Here is a 22,800-nt window from a genome sequence, read left to right as displayed (position 1 = left end):
TCCCGTTCCGAGGGGCAAGAAGCATGCCGATGCGCGCATCGCCCGTGCGTACAACAGGCCGACGCACCCGCCCAACCGCGCGACGCCTCGCACCTGTTGCAGTTCGTGCCAACCCTGTTGCACCTGTGTCAATTTGGATCAGCGGCACGGCGCCCCCACCGCCGCGCAAGCGATGCGCGCCGCTCGACCGCGCATTCGCGGCGCGCATCGTCCACGGCATGGGCGAGTCGCACCGCACCACGCGATCCGGATCGCGCCCATCGACGACGCTCGCGTGCCCGCCATCGCAGGCCGCTGCGTTCAACGACGAAGAACGCCGCAGCGCGTCGCGCGCCCTGCGATGCCTGAGCGCTGCACCCGGGCGCGCACTGTCATGTTTCGCAACACTGCGCCCGCGGCTGTCCCCGAACGCAACAGGCACGGATCACCCGCGACGCCGCGCCAATCCCGTCGCGGCACGCGCAATTGGCCGCTGCGCGTTGCGCGGCGCGGCTCGCGCGGCAATGGCATGCGATTTGCGTGACTGGCTGCGCACTGGACCCGGAATACCACCCCGCCGGCCCGGCCGCGTGTTGGCCGCGGTGCGACCACAATGACTCAGGAGACAACCATGAAGAAAGTCCCGGCTTTGACGAGCCGACTGGCAACGATCGGCATCGCCGTAGCGGCGGCCATCGCCTTGAATCCCGGCCTGGTGGACGCCGCCGCGGATTATCCGGCCGTCACGTACCAGCGGCTCACGGATGCGCAGCGCGATCCGGGCTGGCTCACCTACTACCGCACGTACAACGGCCAGGCGCATTCGCCGCTCAAGCAGATCGACACGTCGAACGTGAAGCAGCTGACGCAGGCATGGAGCTACAAGTTTCCCGCCGAACTGAAGCAGGGCTTCGAAGCCACGCCGATCGTCAACGGCCGCTATCTGTTCGTGACGACGCCGAAGGACAACGTCTACGCGTTCGATGCCACCACCGGCGCGCAACTGTGGAAATTCGAGCCGAAGCTCGGGCCGGAGTCGTTCAAGACCGCCTGCTGCGACGTCGTGAACCGCGGCGTGGCGCTGTACGGCAAGAACGTCTACGTCGCGATGCTGAGCGGCGAAGTCGCCGCGCTCGACGCGCAGACCGGCGCGCTCGTGTGGAAGAAGCAGATGTTCGAACCGGGCCTCGGTTATGCGTTCTCGCTCGCCCCGCTCGCACTCGACGGCGCGATCGTCGTCGGCAGCTCGGGCGGCGAATACGGCGCACGCGGCTTCATCGCCGCGCTCAGCCCGAGCGACGGCGCGCTGCTGTGGAAGCGCTTCACGATCCCCGGCCAGGGCGAGAAGCACGGCGACACGTGGCCCGACGGGATGCAGGCGCACGGCGGCGCGCCGGCCTGGCTGACCGGCACCTACGATGCGGCGACCCGCACGCTGTACTGGGGCGTCGGCAACCCGGGGCCGTGGCTCGCGGACCTGCGCCCGGGCGACAACCTGTACTCCGATTCGCTGCTCGCGCTGAACCCGAAGAACGGCGACCTCAAGTGGCACTACCAGTACACGAAGCACGACACCTGGGACTATGACGGCGTGAACACGCCGGTGCTCGCGACGATCACGTACAAGGGCAAGGAGCACGACGCGATCCTCCACGCGGACCGCAACGGCTATTTCCACGCGATCGATCGCGATACCGGCAAGCTGATCTACGCGGAGCCGTTCGTGAAGGCGACCTCGGTCACCGGCTACACGGAAGACGGCGCGCCGATCCAGGATCCCGCGAAGTATCCGAAGGTCGGCACGACGATCGATACGTGCCCGAGCTTCCTCGGCGGCAAGAACTGGTGGTCCGTGTCGTACGACCCCGAGCACCATCTCGCGATCGTGCCGGCGCTGCATGCGTGCATGAGCCTGTCCGGCAAGTCGGTCAACTACATGGAAGGGCTGCCGTATCTCGGCGAAGGCTTCGAGATCAAGCCGGAGCCGGGCAGCGAAGGCTACGGCGAACTGCAGGCGATCGACGTCAACACCGGCAAGAAGGTGTGGAGCCACTGGAGCAAGCTGCCGTGGAACGGCGGCGTCGCGACGACCGCGGGCGGCCTCGCATTCAGCGGCTCGCTCGACGGCCACCTGTACGCGTTCGACGTGTCGACCGGCAAGGTGCTGTGGGAGAGCCCGCAGCTCGCGAGCGGGATCATCGCGCAGCCGTCGGTGTTCGAAGTCGACGGCAAGGAGTACGTCGCGGTACTCGCGGGCTACGGCGGTGCGAACCCGATCTGGGGCGGCCCGATGGCCAAGGCGGCGGACGACGTGCCGCGCGGCGGCACGCTGTACGTGTTCGCCCTGAACCGCGGCTGATCGGCGTCCGGTCGACCGCATCGCACCCGCGCCGCCGGCGCGGGCGCCTCACCGTTTCCAACCGAGCGACGATCATGAACCTTCGACTTTCCCGCCTCGCCGTGGCCTGCGCGCTCGCGGCAGGCACGGCGCTGACCCCGGCGCTGTCCACGGCTGCGACGCCGGTGCGCATCTGCTCGCTGCCCGGCACGCCGACGGCCGCACTCGACAAGGCCGTCGCCCGCGACGTGTTCCGCGCGGCCGGCGTTGCCGCCACCTTCTCTGCGCACGACGTCGGCGGCAGCGACGACGACGGCGTATCCGCACACGAACTCGCGGGCATCCTCGACCACGATTGCGACGTGCTCGCGGGCTTCCCGCGCTCGGCGATCGCCGACGCATCGGATACCAGGCTGCTGTTCTCGCAGGGCTACCTGCGCTCGGGCTACGTCAGCGTCACGCGCCGCGACGCGGGCACGCCGCCGGCCGGCCGCGAAATCGTCGCGGCGACCTACGCGAGCCCCGCGCAACTGATCGCGGTCCAGCAGAAGGGCGCGCGCTTCGATCTCGAGAATACCTCCGAGCAAACGGTCGACGCGGTCGCCCGCGGCCGCGCGCATCGCGCGATCGTCTGGTATCCGGCCGTCGTCGCGTATCAGGCCGCGCATCCGAAGCAGACGTTCCGCATCGGCGCGACGTCGTCTCCGTATGCGGACTGGCAGCTCACGTTTGCATTCGCGTCGCGCTCGGCCGCGTTGCAGCAGCGGGTCGACGCAACGCTCACGCAGATGAAGCACGACGGCCGGCTCGACGCCCTGACCCGCAAGTGGTCGCTGCCCGGCAGCGCGCTCGAAGCACACGAGTCGCGCGCGCCGGCACGCGTCGCCGACGGCGCGCTGGCGGCCGGCCGCCATGCGCCGGGCGGCCTGCTGCGCGCGCGCAACCTGCCCGCCGGCGGCGGCTTCATCCGGGTTGCCGCGAGCACCGGCGACCCGGCGCCGACGTTCGATGCCGCGCAGGCCGCGCACGGCAAGGCGATCTACGGCAGCGCGTGCGCGAAATGCCACGGCGTCGACCTCGAAGGCAATACCGCGCCCGCGTTGAGCGGCCCGTCGTTCGCGCCGCTGTCGCATTCGCACCTGACGATCGGCGGCGTGTTCGGCTACATGGCAACCAACATGCCCGCCGACCAGCCCGGCAAGCTGAAGGACGACGACTACGCGGACCTGATGGCCTTCCTGCTCGCGTCGAACGGCTATGTCGCCGGCAACGGCAAGCTGACGGCCGATACCGCGCGCGCCTCGAACGCGCCGCTCGTCGCCGGTCCCGCCGCGCACAAGGACGCGAGCCAGTAACCCCCGGGCAAGCGGCCTCGCCACGCGACGCGGGCCGCGCCCTTCCCCACGATTTCATCTTCACCAGGAAACGACCGTGACGTCCCCCACCTCCCGCAGAACCTTCATCGTCAACACCCTCGGCCTGTGCGCGGCGCTCGCCGCGTCGCGCACGGCACTCGCGGCGGCACCGCTCGTCGACGAGAACGACGCCGCCGCGAAGACGCTCGGCTATCGCGCCCGCGCATCGAGCGTCGACACCGCGAAGTTCCCGAAATACCAGGCCGGCGAGCGCTGCGCGAATTGCCGTTTCTACAAGGGCGAAGCGGCGGATGCGAGCGGCACGTGCCCGATGTTCGGCGGCAAGTCGGTGGCGGCCGACGGCTGGTGCAACGTGTATGCCAAGCGCGCGTGACGTGGCGCGCGACGGGATGCCGGCGCAACACGCGCCGGCCCGCGTCGCCGCGACCGACGACGGCGCGCTGCCGCACGCCGTCGCGCACCTGCACACGCTGATCGCGACCGGCCTCGCGCGCGGCTTCGTCACGCGCGGCGACATCATCGACGTGCTGCCCGACGAAAACGCGAACGAAAGCGGCATCGACGCGGCCGCCGCGGTGCTCGTCGAACTCGGCATCGCGGTGTGCGACAGCAGCGAGTCCGCGAGCGGCTGGACGCTCGAGCGCTACTTCCGGCCCGCGCCGCCCGTGCGTGCGTGGGCCGACAGCGCCGGCTCATTTGCCGCGGCCGACCTGCTCGCCCCGCGCACGACCGATCCGGTCCGGCTATACCTGCGCGAGATGGGCACGACGCCGCTCCTTACGCGCGACGAGGAATTCGCGTACGCGCGACGGATCGAGCGCGGCCGGGCGGCGGCGGTCGCGGTGCTGTGCGGCGATCCGGATGCGCTCGATGCGCTGGTGTCGATTCGCCACGAGATCGCCGAACGCCGGAGCGCCGCATCGACCTATGTGATCTTTCTCGCCGACGGTCCGTGCGACGATGCGCCGTCCGCCAATCGCGCGGCGGAGGCGTCGTCCGCGTGTACCGGCGAACCCGTCCGCAACGACGACGACGACGATGACGATGACGGCGCGCGGATGCGGCAGGACGATTCCGCGTGGCGCACCGCGGTCGTCGCGCGACTCGCCCGCATCGACGCGCTCGCGGACGGCATGCGCGCGGCGCTGAGGTCCGGCGACGCCGCTTCTGCCGCATATCGCTCGCACGTCCGCGACGCCGCGGCGCTGCTCGGCACATTGCACCTGTCCGCGCGCGCGCTCGAACGGATGAGCGAGCCGTTGCGCGCCCGCGCACGCCGCCACCGTGCGTTGCGCGGCCGGCTGGAACGCATGCTGGCCGACGTGGGCGTCCCGCCGTCGTTCGCGGAGCCGGCCGACGATGACCACGGCGGCTGGCTCGCGTCGTGCATTGCCGCGCATCCCGCCTGCGGGCCGGCGCTGACGCGACGTTCGGCCGACTTCGTCCATGCGCGCAACGCGATCGTGCGCGGGGCCGCCGCATCGGCACTGCCGCCGCGCGCGACCGCATCGCTCGATGCGCGTCTCGCGGCCATCGAACGCGCGATGCAGCCGGCGCGCACGGGCCTGTTCGATGCGAATCTGCGGCTGGTCGTGTCGATCGCGAAGCGCTATCCCGATCGCGGCCTGCCGTTCGCCGACCTGATCCAGGAAGGCAACATCGGGCTGCTGAAGGCCATCGAGCGCTACGACTACCGGCGCGGCTTCCGCTTCTCGACCTACGCGACGTGGTGGATCCGGCAGGCGATCACGCACGCGCTCGCCGATCTCGGACGCACGATCCGCGTGCCGACCCACACGGTCGACGCGCTCAACAAGCTGAAGCGGCTCGCGCGCGACCATCGGCAGCGCTCGGGCGCGGCCGCGACGCCGGCGGAACTGGCCGCGCACATGGGCGAGCCGGTCGACAAGGTGCGCGACCTGATGGCGATCGTGAAGGAGCCGATGTCGGCCGACGTGCCGGTGTCGCCGGAGGGCGAGATGACCTTCGTCGACGTCGTGCCGGACCTGGCGATGCCCTCGCCCGAAGACGCGGCGGGCGCCGCGCAGTTGCGCGATGCCGTCGCGTGCGCGATCGACCGGCTGCCGCCGCGCGAAGCGATGGTCCTGCGGCTGCGCTACGGGCTGCATGCGGGCGAAGGATGTTCGCTGCGCGACATCGGCCGCCACCTGAACCTGTCCGCCGAACGCGTGCGCCAGATCGAAGCGTCGGCACTCGACCGTCTTCGCGCGTCGGACACGCTCGGCGTGCTCCGGTCGCTCATCGCGTAGCACGCGTGCGGCCGGCGGCGCGGGCGACGTGCGTTGCTCGTTGCTCGCCGTGTTGACGCCTGCAACACCGCTGCTGCATTTCGACGCAACGCGTGCGGCAGCGACGATGCCCTGCATTCGATTCCCCAATGCTTTGCAGTCCGGATCGAACGATGCAAACCGCGCGAGAACGACGTTGACGCCGTTCCGACCGGATACCGACACGCGATTGGCATGCAAGTTGCGTTTCGACATGCAAGCCACCACCCGCGATTTTCATGGAGCACACCTTGACCGCCATCGCATCGATCCTTCAGGAAAGCAGAATCTTCGAACCGACGGCCAACACGCGCGCGCGCGCAACCATTTCCGGCATGCCGGCCTACCGCGCGCTTGCCGCCGAAGCCGAACGCGATTACGAAGGCTTCTGGGCGCGTCTCGCACGCGAGGGCCTCAGCTGGCACAAGCCGTTCACCCAGGTGCTCGACGAGAGCGACGCGCCGTTCTACAAGTGGTTCGACGACGGCGAGCTCAACGCGTCGTACAACTGCCTCGACCGCCACGTCGAAGCCGGCAACGGCCAGCGCGTCGCGGTGATCTTCGAGGCCGACGACGGCACCGTCACGCGTGTCACCTATGCGGACCTCCTCGCACGCGTGTCGCGCTTCGCGAATGCGCTGAAGAAACGCGGGATCGCCAAGGGCGATCGCGTCGTCATCTACATGCCGATGTCGGTCGAGGGCATCGTCGCGATGCAGGCCTGCGCGCGCATCGGCGCGACCCACTCGGTCGTGTTCGGCGGCTTCTCCGCGAAATCGCTGAACGAGCGGCTCGTCGACGTGGGCGCCGTCGCGCTCATCACCGCCGACGAACAGGCGCGCGGCGGCAAGACGCTGCCGCTCAAGAGCATCGCCGACGAGGCCATCGCGATGGGCGGCTGCGACGCCGTCAAGAGCGTGATCGTCTATCGCCGCACCGGCGGCAAGATCGACTGGCACGGCGAGCGCGACCTGTGGATGCACGAACTGTCCGACGCCGAGTCCGACACGTGCGCCCCGGAATGGGTCGGCGCCGAGCATCCGCTGTTCATCCTGTATACGTCGGGCTCGACCGGCAAGCCGAAGGGCGTGCAGCACAGCACGGGCGGCTACCTGCTGTGGGCCGCGCAGACGATGAAGTGGACCTTCGACTGGAAACCCGACGACGTGTTCTGGTGCACGGCCGACATCGGCTGGGTCACGGGCCACACGTACATCACGTACGGCCCGCTCGCATGCGGCGGCACGCAGGTGGTGTTCGAGGGCGTGCCGACCTATCCGGACGCGGGCCGCTTCTGGAAGATGATCGGCGACCACAAGGTCACGGTGTTCTACACCGCGCCGACCGCGATCCGTTCGCTGATCAAGGCCGCCGAGGCCGACGACAAGGTCCACCCGAAGAGTTATGACCTGTCGAGCCTGCGCATCATCGGCACGGTCGGCGAGCCGATCAATCCTGAAGCGTGGATGTGGTACCACAAGCACGTCGGCCAGGAGCGTTGCCCGATCGTCGACACGTGGTGGCAGACCGAAACCGGCGGCCACATGATCACGCCGCTGCCGGGCGCGACGCCGACCGTGCCGGGTTCGTGCACGCTGCCGCTGCCGGGCATCATGGCGGCGGTGGTCGACGAGACGGGCCAGGACGTACCGAACGGGCAAGGCGGCATTCTCGTCGTCAAGCGTCCGTGGCCGGCAATGATCCGCACGATCTGGGGCGACCCGGAGCGCTTCAAGAAGAGCTATTACCCCGAGGAACTCGGCGGGCGGCTGTACCTGGCCGGCGACGGCACCGTGCGCGACAAGGACACCGGCTACTTCACGATCATGGGCCGGATCGACGACGTGCTGAACGTGTCGGGCCACCGGCTCGGCACGATGGAGATCGAGTCGGCGCTGGTCTCGCATGAGCTGGTTGCCGAAGCGGCGGTGGTCGGCCGTCCGGACGACACGACGGGCGAGGCGGTGGTCGCGTTCGTGGTGCTGAAGCGTTCGCGCCCGGAAGGCGAAGAGGCCGCGGCGCTCGCGAAGTCGTTGCGCGACTGGGTCGGCAAGCAGATCGGGCCGATCGCGAAGCCGAAGGACATCCGTTTCGGCGACAACCTGCCGAAGACGCGCTCGGGCAAGATCATGCGGCGTCTGCTGCGCTCGCTCGCGAAGGGCGAGGCGATCACGCAGGACACGTCCACGCTCGAGAACCCGGCGATCCTCGACCAGCTTGGCTGCTCGCTCTGACCGGCAAGGTCCGCATCCGCCTGTTCTACCCGACCTCTTCGACGCACGCGCGTTCCGGCCGCCATCCCCGCCATGAACGCGTCGCGCGCGGCCGCTACCCGTCCGCGCGCGTGCGTCCCGCCGCGCCCCACCCTGTGTGCGCGGCCCGTGCGACCGCCCGCGCTTCGCGCAGCTGGCGTCGCATTCCCCTGTTCGATGCACCCGGACGTACAACAACACTGGAGACACACCATGACAAGCAAGATCTGGATCGGCTGCGCCGCACTGGCCGGCACGATGGCCTGCACCGGCGCGTTCGCGCAGAGCAGCGTGACGCTGTACGGCAACCTCGACGCCGCCTTGCTGTACACGAGCAAGACGCTCGACGCCAGCACCGGCGGGAACGCGGGCCATCAGTTCGCGATGACCGACACCGGCATGACGCCGACGACGTTCGGGATGACCGGCACCGAGGATCTTGGCGGCGGCCTCAAGGCCCGATTCCAGCTCGAAAGCGGCTTTGCCGTCACCAACGGCGCGTTCGCCCATTCGAACGGCAACTTCTTCGGCCGCCAGGCGTGGGTCGGGCTCGACGGCGGCTTCGGCACCGTCAAGGCCGGCGTGCAGTACTCGCCGTTCCTGCTCGCGATCTTCGATTCGGACCCGCGCAGCTTCTCGCACTTCGGCAGCGGACTGATCAACTATGTCGACAACGTGCTCGTGACGGGCCTGTTCAACCCGAACGCCGTGTCGTACACGAGCCCGACGATCGCCGGCCTCACCGGCAGCGCGATGATCGCGCTCGGCGGCAAGGCCGGCGACTTCCAGGCCGGCCGCCAGTACTCGGCGAGCCTCAAGTACGAGCATGGCGGCTTCATGCTCGACGCCGCGTTCTACGACGGCAACGACGGCACCAACCCGACGCCGACGCCGAGCACCGTCGCGTTCGTCGGGCGCACGATCGGCGCCGCGTACCGGTTCGGCCCGGTCACCGCGAAGGCGTCGTTCGCGAGCTACAAGGTCGGCGGATCGTTCAGCAGCAACGTCTACGGCGGCGGCCTCGACTATCAGGCGACGCCGGCCGTCGACGTGAACGGCGGCGTGTGGTTCACGAGCGATCGCAACGACACGGCCAATCACTCGCTGCTCGCGGCCGTCGGCGCGAGCTACAACCTGTCGAAGGCGACCGCGCTGTACGCCCAGGTCGCGATGGTCAACAACCACGGTGCGATGGAGACCGGGCTGGGGATCAACAACGCGCTTTACGCGGTCACCGGGACGACCGTCGGCGCGAACGTCGGGATCCGCCACATGTTCTGATCCACGAGCGGCGGCAGGTGTGTCGAACCGTCGCCGCTCTGGATTCGCAGTCCGAACCGTTTACCCGCCCCCGGATTCACGACAACTTTCGCACCCTGTGAATCCGCGTTCATCCCGTCGTCCCGCACGACGCACGCACGCTCCATCGTGCGGCATTCATGCTCGTCCATGCCCGGTATAGACCGCTCGCGCCGCTGTCCGGATCGCAGGATGCATGCCTGCCTCTGCCGCGCGGCGGGTTGTCCCGGTGCGCCAACCGTGTCGTTTACGACCGGTTTCCGGGCGCATGACCGATAGTCGGCTCCGCCCGTTTCTCTACACTGCTTCACACCAACACACTCGCCGGGTGTCGCGCGCTGCGCGCCGCATCCTCGACATCACGGCGATCCAGAGACAACGCCTTCGTCCCCGACGGTCCTGCGGCCTGCGTGCCGCACACCTGCCGTCCGGCGGCGACGGCCCTGCCAGGAGCGTTCCTTGAGTTCATCGCACGCGCACGCCGCGAAAGCCCGATCTTCACGCAAGGCCCTCAAGCTGGATGACATCACGATCGTCGACCCTGCCGTCCTGAAGCGCGCGGTCGGGGCCATGGCGTTCGGCAACGCGATGGAATGGTTCGACTTCGGCGTCTACAGCTATATCGCCGTCACGCTCGGCAAAGTGTTCTTCCCGTCCAGCAGCCCGTCCGCGCAGCTGCTCGCGACCTTCGGCACGTTCGCGGCCGCGTTCCTCGTGCGCCCGCTCGGCGGCATGGTGTTCGGCCCGCTCGGCGACCGCATCGGCCGCCAGCGCGTGCTCGCCGCCACCATGATCATGATGGCCGTCGGCACCTTCGCGATCGGCCTGATTCCGAGCTACGCGTCGATCGGCATCATGGCGCCCGTGCTGCTGCTGGTCGCCCGCCTCGTGCAGGGCTTCTCGACCGGCGGCGAATACGGCGGCGCCGCCACCTTCATCGCCGAATTCTCGACCGACAAGCGCCGCGGCTTCATGGGCAGCTTCCTCGAGTTCGGCACGCTGATCGGCTACACGCTCGGTGCGGCGACCGTTGCGGTGCTGACGGCGACGCTGTCGCAGGAAGCGCTGCTGTCGTGGGGCTGGCGCGTGCCGTTCTTCATCGCGGGCCCGCTCGGCCTGGTGGGCCTGTACATCCGGCTCAAGCTCGAGGAAACGCCGGCGTTCAAGAAGGAAGCGGAAGCACGCGAAGCGGACGAACGATCGCGCCCGAAGCAGTCGTTCGGCACGCTACTCGCCGAACAGTGGCGGCCGCTGCTCCAGTGCGTCGGGCTCGTACTGATCTTCAACGTGACCGACTACATGGCGCTGTCGTACCTGCCGAACTACCTGTCCGCGACGCTGCACTTCAACGAAACGCACGGGCTCTTCATGGTGCTGCTCGTGATGGTGCTGATGATGCCGATGACGCTCTACGCGGGGCATCTGTCGGACCGGCTCGGCCGCAAGCCGGTGATGATGTTCGGCTGCGTCGGGCTGCTGGTGCTGTCGGTGCCGGCGCTGATGCTGATCCGCACCGGCGGGATGCTGCCCGTGTTCGGCGGGATGCTGATCTACGGCACGCTGCTGTCGACCTTCACCGGCGTGATGCCGTCGGCGCTGCCCGCCCTCTTCCCGACGCGGATCCGCTACGGCGCGCTCGCGATCGGCTTCAACGTGTCGGTGTCGCTGTTCGGCGGCACGACGCCGCTCGTCACCGCATGGCTCGTCGATCGCACCGGCGACCTGATGATGCCGGCCTACTACCTGATGGGTGCGTCGTTCATCGGCATCGTGTCGGTGCTCGCGCTGCGCGAGTCGGCGCGCCGGCCGCTGCCTGGCTCCGCGCCGTGCGTCGCGAGCCGTGCCGAAGCGCAGGACCTGATTCGCCGCGGCGCCGACGAGGGCCGCGTGCGCGCCCGCAAGTTCACGCCGGTCGGCGAACGCGCGTAACGCCTGCCGGCGCGCCGCGCATCAACAGCGTGCGTTCGACGACGCACGCGAAGCCGCGCATCGTCGCCCAGCTTGCAGCCGCTGCGTATGACCGGCGCCGTGTATGCCCGCGACGCGGCACCGGCCGCGCCGGCCGTCAGTTCGTTCCGTCGTACGTGACGATCTCGACCCAGTTCGCGCCCTTGCCGACCGGATACTTGCCGATTGCGTCGAGGTGCCCGGTGCCCCGGTCGATCCGGTACACCGCGAGCGTCGGCGACAGTTGCCCGGCCGCGAGCAGATACCGGCCCGACGGGTCGATCGCGAAGCCGCGCGGCTGTTGCTCGGTCGCGAACGTGCCGATGCGCGTGAGCCTGCCCGACGCCGCGTCGACGCGATACGCGGCGAGCGTGCTCGACGTGCGCTCCGACGCGTAAAGGAATGCGCCGTCCGGCGTCAGGTGCAGATCCGCGCCCCACGGCTTGTCGCCGTGGAAATCCGGCGGCAGGATCGACACGGTCTGGATCGGCCGCGCATCGGCATCGCCGTGCGACAGCGCGATCACGTGCAGCTTGCCGTCGAGCTCGTCGATCAGGTACGCGAACCGCCCGTTCGACGAAAACACGAAATGGCGCGGGCCCGACTTCTCCGGCAGCCGGTACGCGGGCTCGGCCGTGTCGGTCAGCTTGCCGCTCGACGCATCGAACGGCAGACGCAGCCACGCATCGGCGCCGAGCACCGACGCGAACGCATAGCGGCCGTCCGGCGACTGCCGGATCGCGTGCGCCATCGGGCCGGTCCTGATCGTCTGCTGCACGTCGCCCGCGACGCCGTTCGCGCCGATCCGGTTCACCGCGAGCAGATTGCCGCCGTACGACGCGGAGAACAGGTAGCGGCCCGATGCATCGGTCGACACGTAGGCCATGCTCTCCGCGAGCGGCGCGCGGCCCAGCTCGATCAGCCGCCCGTCGAGCGGATTGATCGCGAAGCTGACGACGCGATACGGCGTCGAGCGCAGCGCCGCATACAGCCGATGATGATCGGGCGGCAGCGCCATCGGCATCACGGCGCCGCCGACCGGCACGGTTTCGATCGCGCGCAGCGCGCCGTTCGACGTGTCGACGCCGAACACCGAGATGTCGCGGCTGTCGCTGTTCGAGACGTACGCATACGTCGCGGCGTGCGCGGCCGATGCGGCCAGCGCGAATGCGGCGGCCGCGGCGGCGCGCCGAAGTGTCTTCATGTTCATGGTGTTCGAGGTCGGGAAATGACGCGGCACATGTGATTGCGGCGCCGAACGACGTGAGTCGTCCGGCGCCGCGGCGGGTCACGCAAGCGATCAGTACACCGCGTGGCCACTGATGAGGCTCGGCAGCCAGGTTGAGAAGAACGGCAGGTACGTGACGATGTTGATCGCGCTGAAGATCGCAAGGTAGTAAGGCCACGCCATCTTCGTCGTCTCGCCGATCGACACGTTGCCGATCGCGCAACCGACGAACTGCACGGAGCCGATCGGCGGGTGCACCAGGCCGAGCGAGCAGTTCAGCAGCAGCATGATCCCGAACTGCACCGGCCCGACGCCGCACGCCATCGCGATCGGCAGGAACAGCGGCGTCGTGATCAGGATGTGCGCGGCCATGTCGACGAACGTGCCGAGGAACACCTGGATCACGTTGATGTACAGCAGCATCAGCCACGGCGCGGCGGTCGACTGCTTCAGCAGACCTTCGATCGCATCCGGAATCTCCAGGTACGACATCTGGAAACGCAGCATGTTGGACACCGCGATCAGCAGCAGCACGACGCCCGTCGTGCGCGCCGCATGCGACAGCGCGCGGCGCAGCTTCGCGACGGTCAGCGTGCGGTACACGAACGCGGTCAGCACGAGCGAATACACCACCGCGATCGCGGCCGCCTCGGTCGCGGTCGCAATCCCCTTCGCGACACACACGAGGATGATCGCGATCACCATCAGCCCCGGCACCGCGCCGACGAAGCTGCGCAGCACCGCATACCAGCCCGGGAACAGCGGCAGCGCCGACGAACCGTCTTCACGACGCGGGTAGCCGTGACGCACGGCCTGCCAGTACGCGGCGGCAAGCACGAAGCCCATCACCCACAACACCGGCAGCAGCCCGGAGAACAGCAGGTCGCCGATCGACACGCCGCTCACCTGCTGGCCGTGCAGCAGCCCCGTGATCCCCTGCGCGGCGAACGCGTAGATGATCATGTTGGTCGACGTCGGCATCAGCGCGCCGGCGAGCGACGCGTGGGTCGTCACGTTGACCGCGTAGGCGGCGCTGTAGCCTTCGCGCTTCATCAGCGGAATCACCACGCCGCCCATCGCGGACGTATCGGCGGTCGGCGAGCCGGACACGCCGCCGAACAACGTACACGCGACGACGTTGGCCATCCCGAGACCGCCGCGGAAATGGCCGACGGTCGCCTGCGCGAAGCGCAGGATCCGGTCCGCGATGCCGCCGTGCAGCATCAGTTCGCCGGAGAAGATGAAGAACGGCACCGCGAGGAACGAGAACGCGTTCATCCCCGAGATCATCGACTGCATCGCGGTTGCGATCGGCAGCCCTTCGACCATGTAGGTCAGCACGCATGCCAGCCCCAGCCCGAACGAAACGGGCACGCCGAGCACGAGGAATATCAGAAAACTGACGGACAGAATCGCGAGTTCCATGGCGTTATTGTCCCGACGAAGAGCGACGAAGCGCGAGCAGGTGCTCGAGCGAGAAAAGGATGATGGCGATCGCCGCGGGAATCGTGATCAGGTAGCGCACGCCTTCGGGCAGCCCGATGATCGGAATGCGGTCGCCCATCGTCTCGGCGGCCATGCTGCCGCAGCCGATCATGATCGCGATCGCGAACGCGATCAGGCTCAGGTGCTGGATCGCGATCACCGCCATGCGCGGGCCCGCCGACAGACGCCGCACGAGCGAGTCGAGCCCGATATGGCCGCCGTCGCGCACCTTCATCGCCGCGCCGAACATCGCGATCACGATCACCAGCAACAACGCGATCGGCTCGACGAAATCCGGTGCGTCCTCGAACACGTAGCGCATCACCACCGCATAGAACACCAGCAGCGTGAGCGCCGCGAGACACAGCGACGCGATCACCGCCAGCGCACGGAACAGCAGGTCGTTCACGCAGCGCAACAGCGGCGCGGCCGCGCGCGGGCGGCACGGTGCCGCCCCGTCCGCGGCGGCCGCGTCCGGGGAGCCCACGGCCGCCGCGCCGTTCAGGGAAGTGCGACGGGTCACTTGGTCGCCTCGATCTCGTCGACGATCTGCTTCATCTGCGGCGTCTTTTCATACTTGGTCCACAGCGGCTGCATCGCCTTCACGAACGCCGCGCGGTCGATCTGCGCGGCCGGCACGATCTTCGCGCCGCCCTTCGTCACCGTCTGCTGCGCCGAGGCCTCGCGCGCCGTCCACAGCTTCTGGTAGTACGGCACCGAATCGGCCGCGGCCTTGCGGATCGCCGTCTGCTCCTGCGGCGACAGCGTGTCCCAGATCTTCTTCGAGAACACCAGCACTTCCGGCGTCATCGCGTGTTCCGTCTCCGAGTAGTCGGGCGCCACTTCGTAATGCTTGGTTTCCTCGTACGACGGCATGTTGTTTTCCGCCGCGTCGACGAGGCCCGTCTTCAGGCCCGTGTACACCTCGGCGAACGGCATCGGCGTCGGCGTGCCGCCCATCGCCTTGATCTCGTCGACCATCAGGTCGGACGGTTGCACGCGCACCTTCAGCCCCTTCATGTCGGCCGGCGAGCGCACCGGGCGCTTCGCGTAGATCGAGCGCGCGCCGCTCTCGTAGAACGTCAGCGCGATCATCCCCTTCGCCGAGAACGCATCGAGGATCTTCTGGCCGGCCGGGCCGTACATCGCCTTGCGGAAATGGTCGATGTCGCGGAACAGGAACGGGAACGACGGGATCAGCGACTCCGGCACGATCTCGTTGAACGACGCACCGTTCACGCGCGCCATGTCGATCGCGCCGATCCGCACCTGGTCGACCGTGTCCTTCTCCGAGCCGAGCGCGCTGTTGCCGAACACCTTGATCGAGTCCTTGCCGCCCGTCATCTTCGACAGCTCGTCGCCCATGTACTTGACCGCCATGTTGGTCGGGAAGTTGTCGCCGTGCACGTCCGCCGAGCGGAACACGCGGGCATGGGCTGATGCCGCGAAGCCGGCCATCAGCGCGACGGCCAGTGCAGTACGGGAGCGGGTGAATCGGTGTTTCATCGTCAGTCTCCTTGATGGTTGCTCGTTGTTTCGCGGCGATCGTGGCGGCATCCGCAAGCGTCGGTGTCCGGCCTTTCGTCTAATCGCAGTCATACGTTGTATGACGTGTCGTTCGAAATGTACGTCGGTTAATCGTTTAACTCACTTGGTGCATACCCCTATAACGGCCTCTGATGCGGGTTTACGGCGGCCTAAGGGGAAAAGCCTTCTCTGCTTGACGGGCAGCCGGCGAAACGTTTTCCGGAAACGGGTCCACATTTGAATCGACACGCTGCCGGGTCGTTTTCCCGACGCTGACCGCCATCTTTCGTTTTCATTTCCATCGTTATAGGATGACTGATCACGAAGCAGCCACGGCCCCGCCCCGCCACGAGCGTGTGGCGGCCTGACTGCATCGCGGCGCGACCAGCGCTCGTCTGACGACCTGCACGGGCGGCTCGCGCCGCCGTTTCTTCGCTTGCCGGCAGGCCGTGCACGCGGCGCGTTCGCGCCGTGCTGCCGCGCCCCGCCCGAATGACCCGATACCAAACCCGGCCTTGCCCTCAGGCGAGGCCACATCAGGAGATATCCGTCATGACATCCCGACTTTCCGGGCCGAAGGCACGCCCGCGCGTCCTCGGCCTGTTCGCGGCGCTGCTGGCGACCGCCGCCGCGCTGAGCGCGTGCGGCGGCGACGATTCCAGCACCGGTGCCGGCACCAGCGCGGCCGCGCCTACGCCTGCCTCTGCGCCGTCCGCCGCGAGCGTGTTCCAGGTCGGCACGACCACCGTCGACGCCGCGTTGCCGGCCGAGCCGACGCTACCCGCCGATACGCAGGTGTGCAGCACGCTCGAAGCCGCCAATACGCTCGTGAGCCGCCCTGACGGCTCGCTGCCGCCGGAGGCCGATCCGTCGATCGCGGGCGTCGGCAAGGCCGTGTCGAGCACGACGGCCAACCCCGACCAGGCGCGTATCCAGGCCGCGCTCGACGCGTGTGGCGCGGCGGTCGACGCGCAAGTGGGCGCCGCCATCGCCACCGCCGACGCATCGGCCACCGCCGCGCAGAAAGCCGCCGCCGCGCCGAACGTGAACCTCGCCGGCGCGTCCGGCGAGGAACTCGCGAAGCCGAAGTACCGCGCGAGCAAGTTCGCGGTGCGGCTCATCGTCAATCAGGGCGGGGCCGGCAACAGCTTCATCAGCGGGCCGCTGACGCTGCCGTCCGGCGTGACGCTGTGGATCGACAAGGGCGTCACGCTGTACGCGTCGCGCGACGTGAAGGCGTATGCGCCGAACGCCGCCGGGCCGTATTGCGGCAACACGGCCGTCAGCGCGACCAAGGCCGGCAGCTCGTCGAACTGCCTCGCGCTGATCACCGGCACGAACCTCGTGAATTCGGCGGTGGTCGGCGACGGCCGGATCGACGGGCGCGGCTACGCCGAGCTCGTGACGTCCGACGCGAAATACCCGCTGATGAAGGTCGACATGACCTGCTCGAACACGTACGCGGCGTACAAGAGCGGCAACGTTGCACCGGATGGCACCGCGTGCGACGACGGCGGCACCGTCGTCGATTCGAAGTCGACCGTGCGCAACATGACGTGGTGGGATCTCGCGTATCTCGGCAACATGGTGCAGAACGGCACGACCGGCTTCGGCTCGCAGTCGAATTTCCGGCTGATGGTGTTCAACTACGCGAAGAACCTGACGCTGTACCGCGTCACGCTGAACAACAGCCCGAACTTCCACGTGGTGCCGAGCGGCGTCGACGGGCTGACGATCTGGAACGTGAAGGTGCAGACGCCGACGCTCGCCGCGTTCGCGAACCCGGCCGGCAACGGCAACCCGCTGTACAACGGACAGACCTTCAACGCGGACAACGTGAAGAACACCGACGCGTTCGACCCGGGTTCCGCATCGAAGCCGACCTCGACGACGCTGTCGACCGGCAGCACGACGAGTTCGACCGGCGCGGTTTCGTTCGACGGCTACCTGAAGAATTTCGTGTTCGCGTACAACTACGTGAGCACCGGCGACGACGACATCGCGCTCAAGGGCAGCAGCAACCCGTCGCCCGCCGGCTCGGGCCTGTTCGGCATCGACGGCAATCGCGACGTGCGTTCGGATCGCAAGGCCGGTGTCGTGATCGCGCACAACCACATCTACTGGGGGCACGGGATCTCGATCGGCAGCGAGACCAACGCAGGCGTGACCAACGTTCAGGTCTACGACAATTCGTTCTGGGATTCGGAAGAAGGATTGCGGATCAAGTCCGACTATGCGCGCGGCGGCGAAGTGAGCAACATCCACTACTCGGACATCTGCATCCGCGATGCGAAGAACGCGCTGCTGTTCACCCCGTACTACAGCACCAAGGCCGTGCCGGCGAGCGGGCCGCTGTATCCGAACTTCCATGACATCTCGATCGCCAACGTCGTGATCATGGGCACGGCGGGCGTGAAGCTGCAGGGGTTCGAAGCGAATACCGGCGGCTACGGCGAACCGGCGTTCCCGCTCGTGATGTCGCTCACCGACGTGGTGGCCGATACGCCCGACGGCATCTCGACGATCGCATCCGACGCGAACCTCACGCTGCACAATGTGAACCTGCCGGTGTTCGCGTCGACCGCGAACCGCGTCGTCGTGAACGGCACCGCGACCCGCACGATCGATCCGGCCAGCGTGCTCGACTGCAGCAAGGCGTTCGTCGACTTCCCCGGCATCGACCAGTCGAACCCGTTCGGCTCGACGTGGGCGCCGTCGTTGTAACGACGATGCGACGACCCCGGCTCCTCGCGTTCGTGCGGGGGACCGGGGTCGGGGGTCGGCGAGGATCTGTGTACCGCGTGTCGCGGCACCGGCATGGTTGAAGGGTAGCCGTGCACGGTGTGTCGCGGAACGGGGAAGGTGCCGCAGGGAATCGGCGGCGGTTAGCGCGGCGTGAGCGCAGGCAAACCGGTTCGGTCATGCGGCGGGAACCCGTGCACCGCATTCGTGCCCCGCGTCACCGCTGAAACCGACCACGACGGGTTTGCACCGCGCGGTGCGCGGCAACGATGTCAGCGACCGGCGCGCCGGTCCCGCAAAAACGCATTCAACTCGCCGCCCGCATGCTCGATATGCCGCTTCAGCAGCGATGCCGCCGTACGTGTGTCGCCCTTGCGGCACAACGCGACCAGTTCGGCGTGCTCGGATTCGGCGACGTCGCGTGCGGCTTCGGACAACGACAGTTGCACGCGCGTGTAGCGGTCCGTCTGCTGCAGCAGCGATGCGACGATCGCCGACGTCTTCGGCTGATCGGCGCGTGACAGCAGCAGATGATGGAGTTCTGTGTTCAGCTCGCCCCAACGCCCGGACTGGCTCGCGTGCAGGACTTCGCTGTATTCCTCGAGGATCGCATCGAGCCGCGCGAAATCGTCGACGGTCAGCTTCGGAATGGATTTTTTCAGCAGCACGGGCTCCAGCAGCGCGCGCAGCTCGAACAGCTCGGTGATGTCCTCCGGCGACAGCTCCGACACGATCGCGCCCTTGTGCGGCAGGATCTTCACGAGCCCTTCGCTTTCGAGCTGCACCAGCGCTTCGCGCAGCGGGATGCGGCTGATGCCCAGCTCGGTGGCCAGCGCATCCTGGCGCAGCTGATAGCCGTCGACATACTCCCCCGTCAGGATACGGCGACGCAATTCATTCGCTGCGGCTTCGGCGCGCGTGGCGTAGACAAGTGGCGGGCGTTTCTCGTTCATGTTGCGGTTCGGACGGGGGATGGCGGTCAGGCAAGCGCCGACGCCGCGGCGACGGATATTGCATATTTTCTACAATATTAGCAGAGCGGGGGTGGGGCAAGGAGCGGCACCTGATTGCGCGCAAGCTCGTCGAGCGGACCGAACGACTCAGGGCACAGCCGACGACGGTGCGAGCGTTTTGCCAATTGCTTGACATCCTCCGCCGCTTGAAGGCGGCGGATTCCTGCCGCGTCTGAGACGATGATGCTTATCTCAAAGCGCCTCGGCGGGTTCCTGCTTCACGGAGCGGCCTGACTGCACCGGCTCTCCACAGGCTGCAACGCGGTGTCCCCGCGCCAGTATGTTGAGCGCACCGACCACATCGGCATGCTCCTCATGACCGCACGCGACGCAGCGGAATGCGGCCTGCGTCTGCCGGTTTTCTGCGCTCGCGTATTCGCAGGCCGGACACGTGCGACTCGTATTCGCCGGCGGCACGGCAATGAGCCAGCCGCCGTTCCACGCCAGCTTGTAGTCCAGCTGACGACGAAATTCGAACCAGCCCTGATCGAGGATGGCTTTGTTCAGGCCGCACTTGGCCCGAACGTTTTTGCCCGGCGCATCGGGGCTGCCAGCCACCGCCTTCGACATGTTTCGTACCCGCAAGTCCTCGATGCACACCATCGCGTGGTTTTGGCTGATCGTGGTCGTGGCTTTGTGCAGGTAGATCGGGCCATTGTATGCGTGGCCCACAAGCGAGAGTCAAGCCATTCGACGTGGTCGCCATTGCGTCTTTCTGATCCGTGTGCATGTGGTCTTCCTGACCACATGCACCGGCGCAATGTGCTTGCCACGGAGATGCTGAACGACATGCGCAGCATCTTCGCCAGTGTCTGTCTGGACTTCGAATCCGAACGGGTGAAGTTCGATGGTGCGAACGGCCATGTACACCTGCTGGTGCACTACCCGCCCAAGGATTCCGTGTCGTCGCTGGTGAACAGCTTCAACGGCGTCTCAAGTCGCATGAACCGGCAGAATGCGCCCGCATTCGGAAAAAGTCGTGGGGCGGGGCGCTGTGGTCTCCGTCTTGCTTTGCGGGAAATTGTGGCGGAGCGCCTATCGAAATCGTCCGCCAATACATCGAACAGCAAAAAACCGCATTAGCAGCCGCAAAGGACGCCTACGGCGTCCGCACTATCCTTCCTCGTCCTGAAGAAACGAGGTTTGACGCGCATTCAGATCAACGCATGACTGCAATCGGGCATGAACGGTCCTTCATGCCCGATTGGTGAACATCCACGGACGATCCGTAACAGGCGCGCGTTGTAGCGCTAAGCCGCTACCAGCGAGCAGAACCGATCGAGGTCGATATTGCCGCCACTGATGATGATACCGACGCGCTTGCCTTTGAGCGTGTCCTTCAAATTCAGCGCGGCGGCAAGCCCCAAGCACCCGGTCGGCTCAACAATCATCTTCATGCGGGCCGCAAAGAACTTCATCGCGTTGACGAGATCGGTATCCGGTGCCGTCAGGATATCGTTGACGTCACGCTTGATGATTTCGAACGTGTAGTTCCCGAGGTGTTGGGTCTGCGCACCGTCTGCGATCGTCTTGGGCGTGTCGATATGAACGATTTCCCCGCTCCGCAGCGACTGCTGGCCATCGTTCCCGGCTTCCGGTTCGACGCCATACAGCACGCACTGCGGCGCGAGGGATCGAGTCGAGAGCGCCGTGCCAGAGAGCAGACCACCGCCGCCCAGCGGCACAAAAAGATAATCGAGTGCGCCCACTTCCTCGAACAGTTCCTTCGCGGCAGTCCCTTGCCCTGCGAGTACGTCCGGGTGGTCATACGGCGGAATCAATGTGAGGCCTTGCTCATCCGCGAGTCGGCGCCCGATTGCTTCGCGGTCTTCGGAATAGCGGTCATAGATGACGACGTTCGCCCCGTACCCCTTCGTCGCGGCGACCTTCGCTGCGGGGGCATCATGCGGCATGACGATCGTCGCCGGCATGCCCAGAATTTTCGCGGACAGGGCGATCCCTTGGGCGTGGTTCCCGGAGGAGAAGGCAACAACACCAGCCTTGCGCTGCTCGGGCGAAAATTTCGAAAGCGCATTGAATGCGCCGCGAAACTTGAATGCGCCCATGCGCTGGAAATTCTCGCACTTGAGGAATACGTCCGCGCCGACAAGCTCGTTCAGCGTGCGCGACGTTTGAACCGGGGTTCGGTTTGCAATGCCCGCGATTCGGGCTGCTGCTGCCTCGACGTCGGCGTACGTAGGAAGTTCGAAAGTAGTCATGTGAGACTCGCTAATTAAATGTCATTCACCAGGGCCACGAAACGGAGATTCCGGCTCCGTTCTCGATGGACTGTTCATACAGGAAGCGTGCGACCGTCAAGTCCTGGAGCGCGAGCCCGGTCATGTCGAATACCGTGATATCGCCCGGAGACCGGTCAATTGATGCCTTGCCAGCCAGCAGGTCGCCAATTTCAGTACCCTGCAGCTCCGGGGCCCACTGACACTCGCCAATGCTTCGCGCCTGATCCAGGTCGTCCACGAAAATATGTGCGCGATTCAGCAAGCCGTCCGGGAGCTCTCGCTTGCCCGCCGTGTCGGCACCCACACAAGTCAGGTGGGTCCCCGGCTGAACCGCATCGGCGTCAAACAGCGGGCCACCGCCAGGTGTGGCAGTGATCACCACATCACTATTGGCCACCGCGTTGTTGCGATCCTGAGTAATACTGATCGCGCATCGGCCCTGGAATGCCGATTCGAACGCCGGCTCCGGCTCTCCGTTGATCGTCACGTATTGCACCGTACAACGTTGCGGCAGCAGTTTCAGTGCGTAATCGAGTTGAACACGCGCCTGTACCCCCGTGCCGAAAAGGCAGATTCGAGTGCTCTCGGGGCGTGCGAGCTGCTGCAGTCCCAAGCCACCCGCCGCACCCGTCCGGGCCGTGGTAATTGCATTCCCGTCCATGATGCAAACCGGGCGGCCCGTGTGCGGGTCAAACAGGGCGACCGTTGCCTGATGAGGTTCGCCACCTCGGCCTCGGTTTTCCGACCAGAATCCGGCCGCCTTAAAACCGAGAAGATCCCGACTGGCGACATCACCGGATTTGATTCCGAACACCCCGCCGGTGTGGAGCTTCTCACGGACAACCGGGAAAACCCGCCCAGCCCTTTGACTGTGCAAAACAAAGGCTTCGCGAACGGCAGACATGACTTGCTCGGATTGAAGGGCGGGTTCGACGATGTCCCGGTCGAGAAGAAGAAGTTGGGCGTCTGTCGGCATCTTTACGTAAGTCTGTTTGGCGTAATACAGCAGGGTTTTATATTTTTTCTAAAACTATACAAATTGTCAAGTTCGCGGGCGCGTTGACATCAAGTACACGGCGCCCGCGA

General features: G+C 66.9%; 15 protein-coding genes and 2 pseudogenes. 9 read left to right on the top strand and 8 right to left on the bottom strand.

Features of this window, described 5'->3' with window-relative positions; genetic code table 11:
- Window positions 1–610 precede the first annotated feature (610 nt).
- The 7 genes from BX604_RS23175 to proP all read left to right on the top strand — a co-directional run bounded on the left by BX604_RS23175 (window position 611) and on the right by proP (window position 11,461).
- Window positions 611–2,338 (top strand): methanol/ethanol family PQQ-dependent dehydrogenase, encoded by a 1,728-nt coding sequence (locus BX604_RS23175; protein ID WP_098553206.1) that lies wholly within the window; start codon window positions 611–613, stop codon window positions 2,336–2,338.
- Window positions 2,339–2,412: 74 nt separating this feature from the next.
- Window positions 2,413–3,672, top strand: coding sequence for a c-type cytochrome (locus BX604_RS23170; protein WP_098553205.1), 1,260 nt, complete (start codon window positions 2,413–2,415; stop codon window positions 3,670–3,672).
- A gap of 76 nt (window positions 3,673–3,748) precedes the next feature.
- The gene (locus BX604_RS23165; RefSeq protein WP_098553204.1) at window positions 3,749–4,066 is read left to right on the top strand and encodes a high-potential iron-sulfur protein; all 318 of its coding nucleotides are present in this window, start codon (window positions 3,749–3,751) and stop codon (window positions 4,064–4,066) included.
- Window positions 4,050–5,963, top strand: a complete 1,914-nt coding sequence (locus BX604_RS23160; RefSeq protein ID WP_373562433.1) for a sigma-70 family RNA polymerase sigma factor — start codon at window positions 4,050–4,052, stop codon at window positions 5,961–5,963. Before BX604_RS23165 ends, BX604_RS23160 begins: the two co-directional genes overlap by 17 nt.
- A gap of 257 nt (window positions 5,964–6,220) precedes the next feature.
- Complete coding sequence (gene acs, locus BX604_RS23155) at window positions 6,221–8,215, top strand: acetate--CoA ligase (RefSeq protein ID WP_179894859.1); 1,995 nt, start codon at window positions 6,221–6,223, stop codon at window positions 8,213–8,215.
- A gap of 231 nt (window positions 8,216–8,446) precedes the next feature.
- Window positions 8,447–9,514 carry a porin gene (locus BX604_RS23150; RefSeq protein ID WP_098553203.1) on the top strand — a complete coding sequence of 356 codons (1,068 nt, stop codon included), beginning with the start codon at window positions 8,447–8,449 and terminating at the stop codon, window positions 9,512–9,514.
- Between the two features lie 477 nt (window positions 9,515–9,991).
- A complete protein-coding gene (proP, locus tag BX604_RS23140) occupies window positions 9,992–11,461 on the top strand; it encodes a glycine betaine/L-proline transporter ProP (RefSeq protein WP_098553201.1) in 1,470 nt (489 codons plus the stop codon).
- A 136-nt stretch (window positions 11,462–11,597) separates the two neighbouring features.
- Here proP and BX604_RS23135 read toward each other — a convergent pair whose 3' ends face one another.
- From BX604_RS23135 to BX604_RS23120, 4 genes are all read right to left on the bottom strand, one after another.
- Window positions 11,598–12,689 (bottom strand): lactonase family protein, encoded by a 1,092-nt coding sequence (locus BX604_RS23135; protein ID WP_373562432.1) that lies wholly within the window; start codon window positions 12,687–12,689, stop codon window positions 11,598–11,600.
- Window positions 12,690–12,779: 90 nt separating this feature from the next.
- The gene (locus BX604_RS23130) at window positions 12,780–14,132 is read right to left on the bottom strand and encodes a TRAP transporter large permease (protein WP_098553200.1); all 1,353 of its coding nucleotides are present in this window, start codon (window positions 14,130–14,132) and stop codon (window positions 12,780–12,782) included.
- Between the two features lie 4 nt (window positions 14,133–14,136).
- Window positions 14,137–14,715, bottom strand: coding sequence for a TRAP transporter small permease (locus tag BX604_RS23125; RefSeq protein WP_098553199.1), 579 nt, complete (start codon window positions 14,713–14,715; stop codon window positions 14,137–14,139).
- Entirely contained in the window at window positions 14,712–15,698 is a 987-nt protein-coding gene (locus tag BX604_RS23120; protein WP_098553198.1) for a TRAP transporter substrate-binding protein, read from the bottom strand. Before BX604_RS23120 ends, BX604_RS23125 begins: the two co-directional genes overlap by 4 nt.
- 573 nt (window positions 15,699–16,271) lie before the next feature.
- On the opposite strand from BX604_RS23120, the gene BX604_RS23115 reads away from it, so the two are divergent.
- Window positions 16,272–18,443, top strand: a complete 2,172-nt coding sequence (locus BX604_RS23115; RefSeq protein WP_098553197.1) for a glycoside hydrolase family 28 protein — start codon at window positions 16,272–16,274, stop codon at window positions 18,441–18,443.
- A gap of 290 nt (window positions 18,444–18,733) precedes the next feature.
- On the opposite strand, the gene BX604_RS23110 is transcribed toward BX604_RS23115, so the two are convergent.
- Window positions 18,734–19,414: a GntR family transcriptional regulator gene (locus BX604_RS23110; RefSeq protein WP_098553196.1), complete on the bottom strand. Its 681-nt coding sequence runs from the start codon at window positions 19,412–19,414 to the stop codon at window positions 18,734–18,736.
- A 252-nt stretch (window positions 19,415–19,666) separates the two neighbouring features.
- A pseudogene (locus BX604_RS23105) lies at window positions 19,667–20,119 on the bottom strand (RNA-guided endonuclease InsQ/TnpB family protein); the annotation flags it as partial.
- Window positions 20,120–20,129: 10 nt separating this feature from the next.
- Here BX604_RS23105 and tnpA point away from each other — a divergent pair.
- A pseudogene (tnpA, locus tag BX604_RS23100) lies at window positions 20,130–20,550 on the top strand (IS200/IS605 family transposase); the annotation flags it as partial.
- 174 nt (window positions 20,551–20,724) lie between these two features.
- On the opposite strand, the gene BX604_RS23095 reads toward tnpA, so the two are convergent.
- Entirely contained in the window at window positions 20,725–21,693 is a 969-nt protein-coding gene (locus BX604_RS23095) for a threo-3-hydroxy-L-aspartate ammonia-lyase (RefSeq protein ID WP_098553195.1), read from the bottom strand.
- Window positions 21,694–21,718: 25 nt separating this feature from the next.
- Complete coding sequence (locus BX604_RS23090; protein ID WP_098553194.1) at window positions 21,719–22,690, bottom strand: ornithine cyclodeaminase family protein; 972 nt, start codon at window positions 22,688–22,690, stop codon at window positions 21,719–21,721.
- Window positions 22,691–22,800: the final 110 nt, after the last annotated feature.

Source organism: Burkholderia sp. JKS000303, from assembly GCF_002563755.1.
In the GTDB taxonomy this organism is placed as follows: Bacteria; Pseudomonadota; Gammaproteobacteria; order Burkholderiales; family Burkholderiaceae; genus Burkholderia; species Burkholderia anthina_B.
This window is presented reverse-complemented; position numbering and strand designations above follow the sequence as displayed.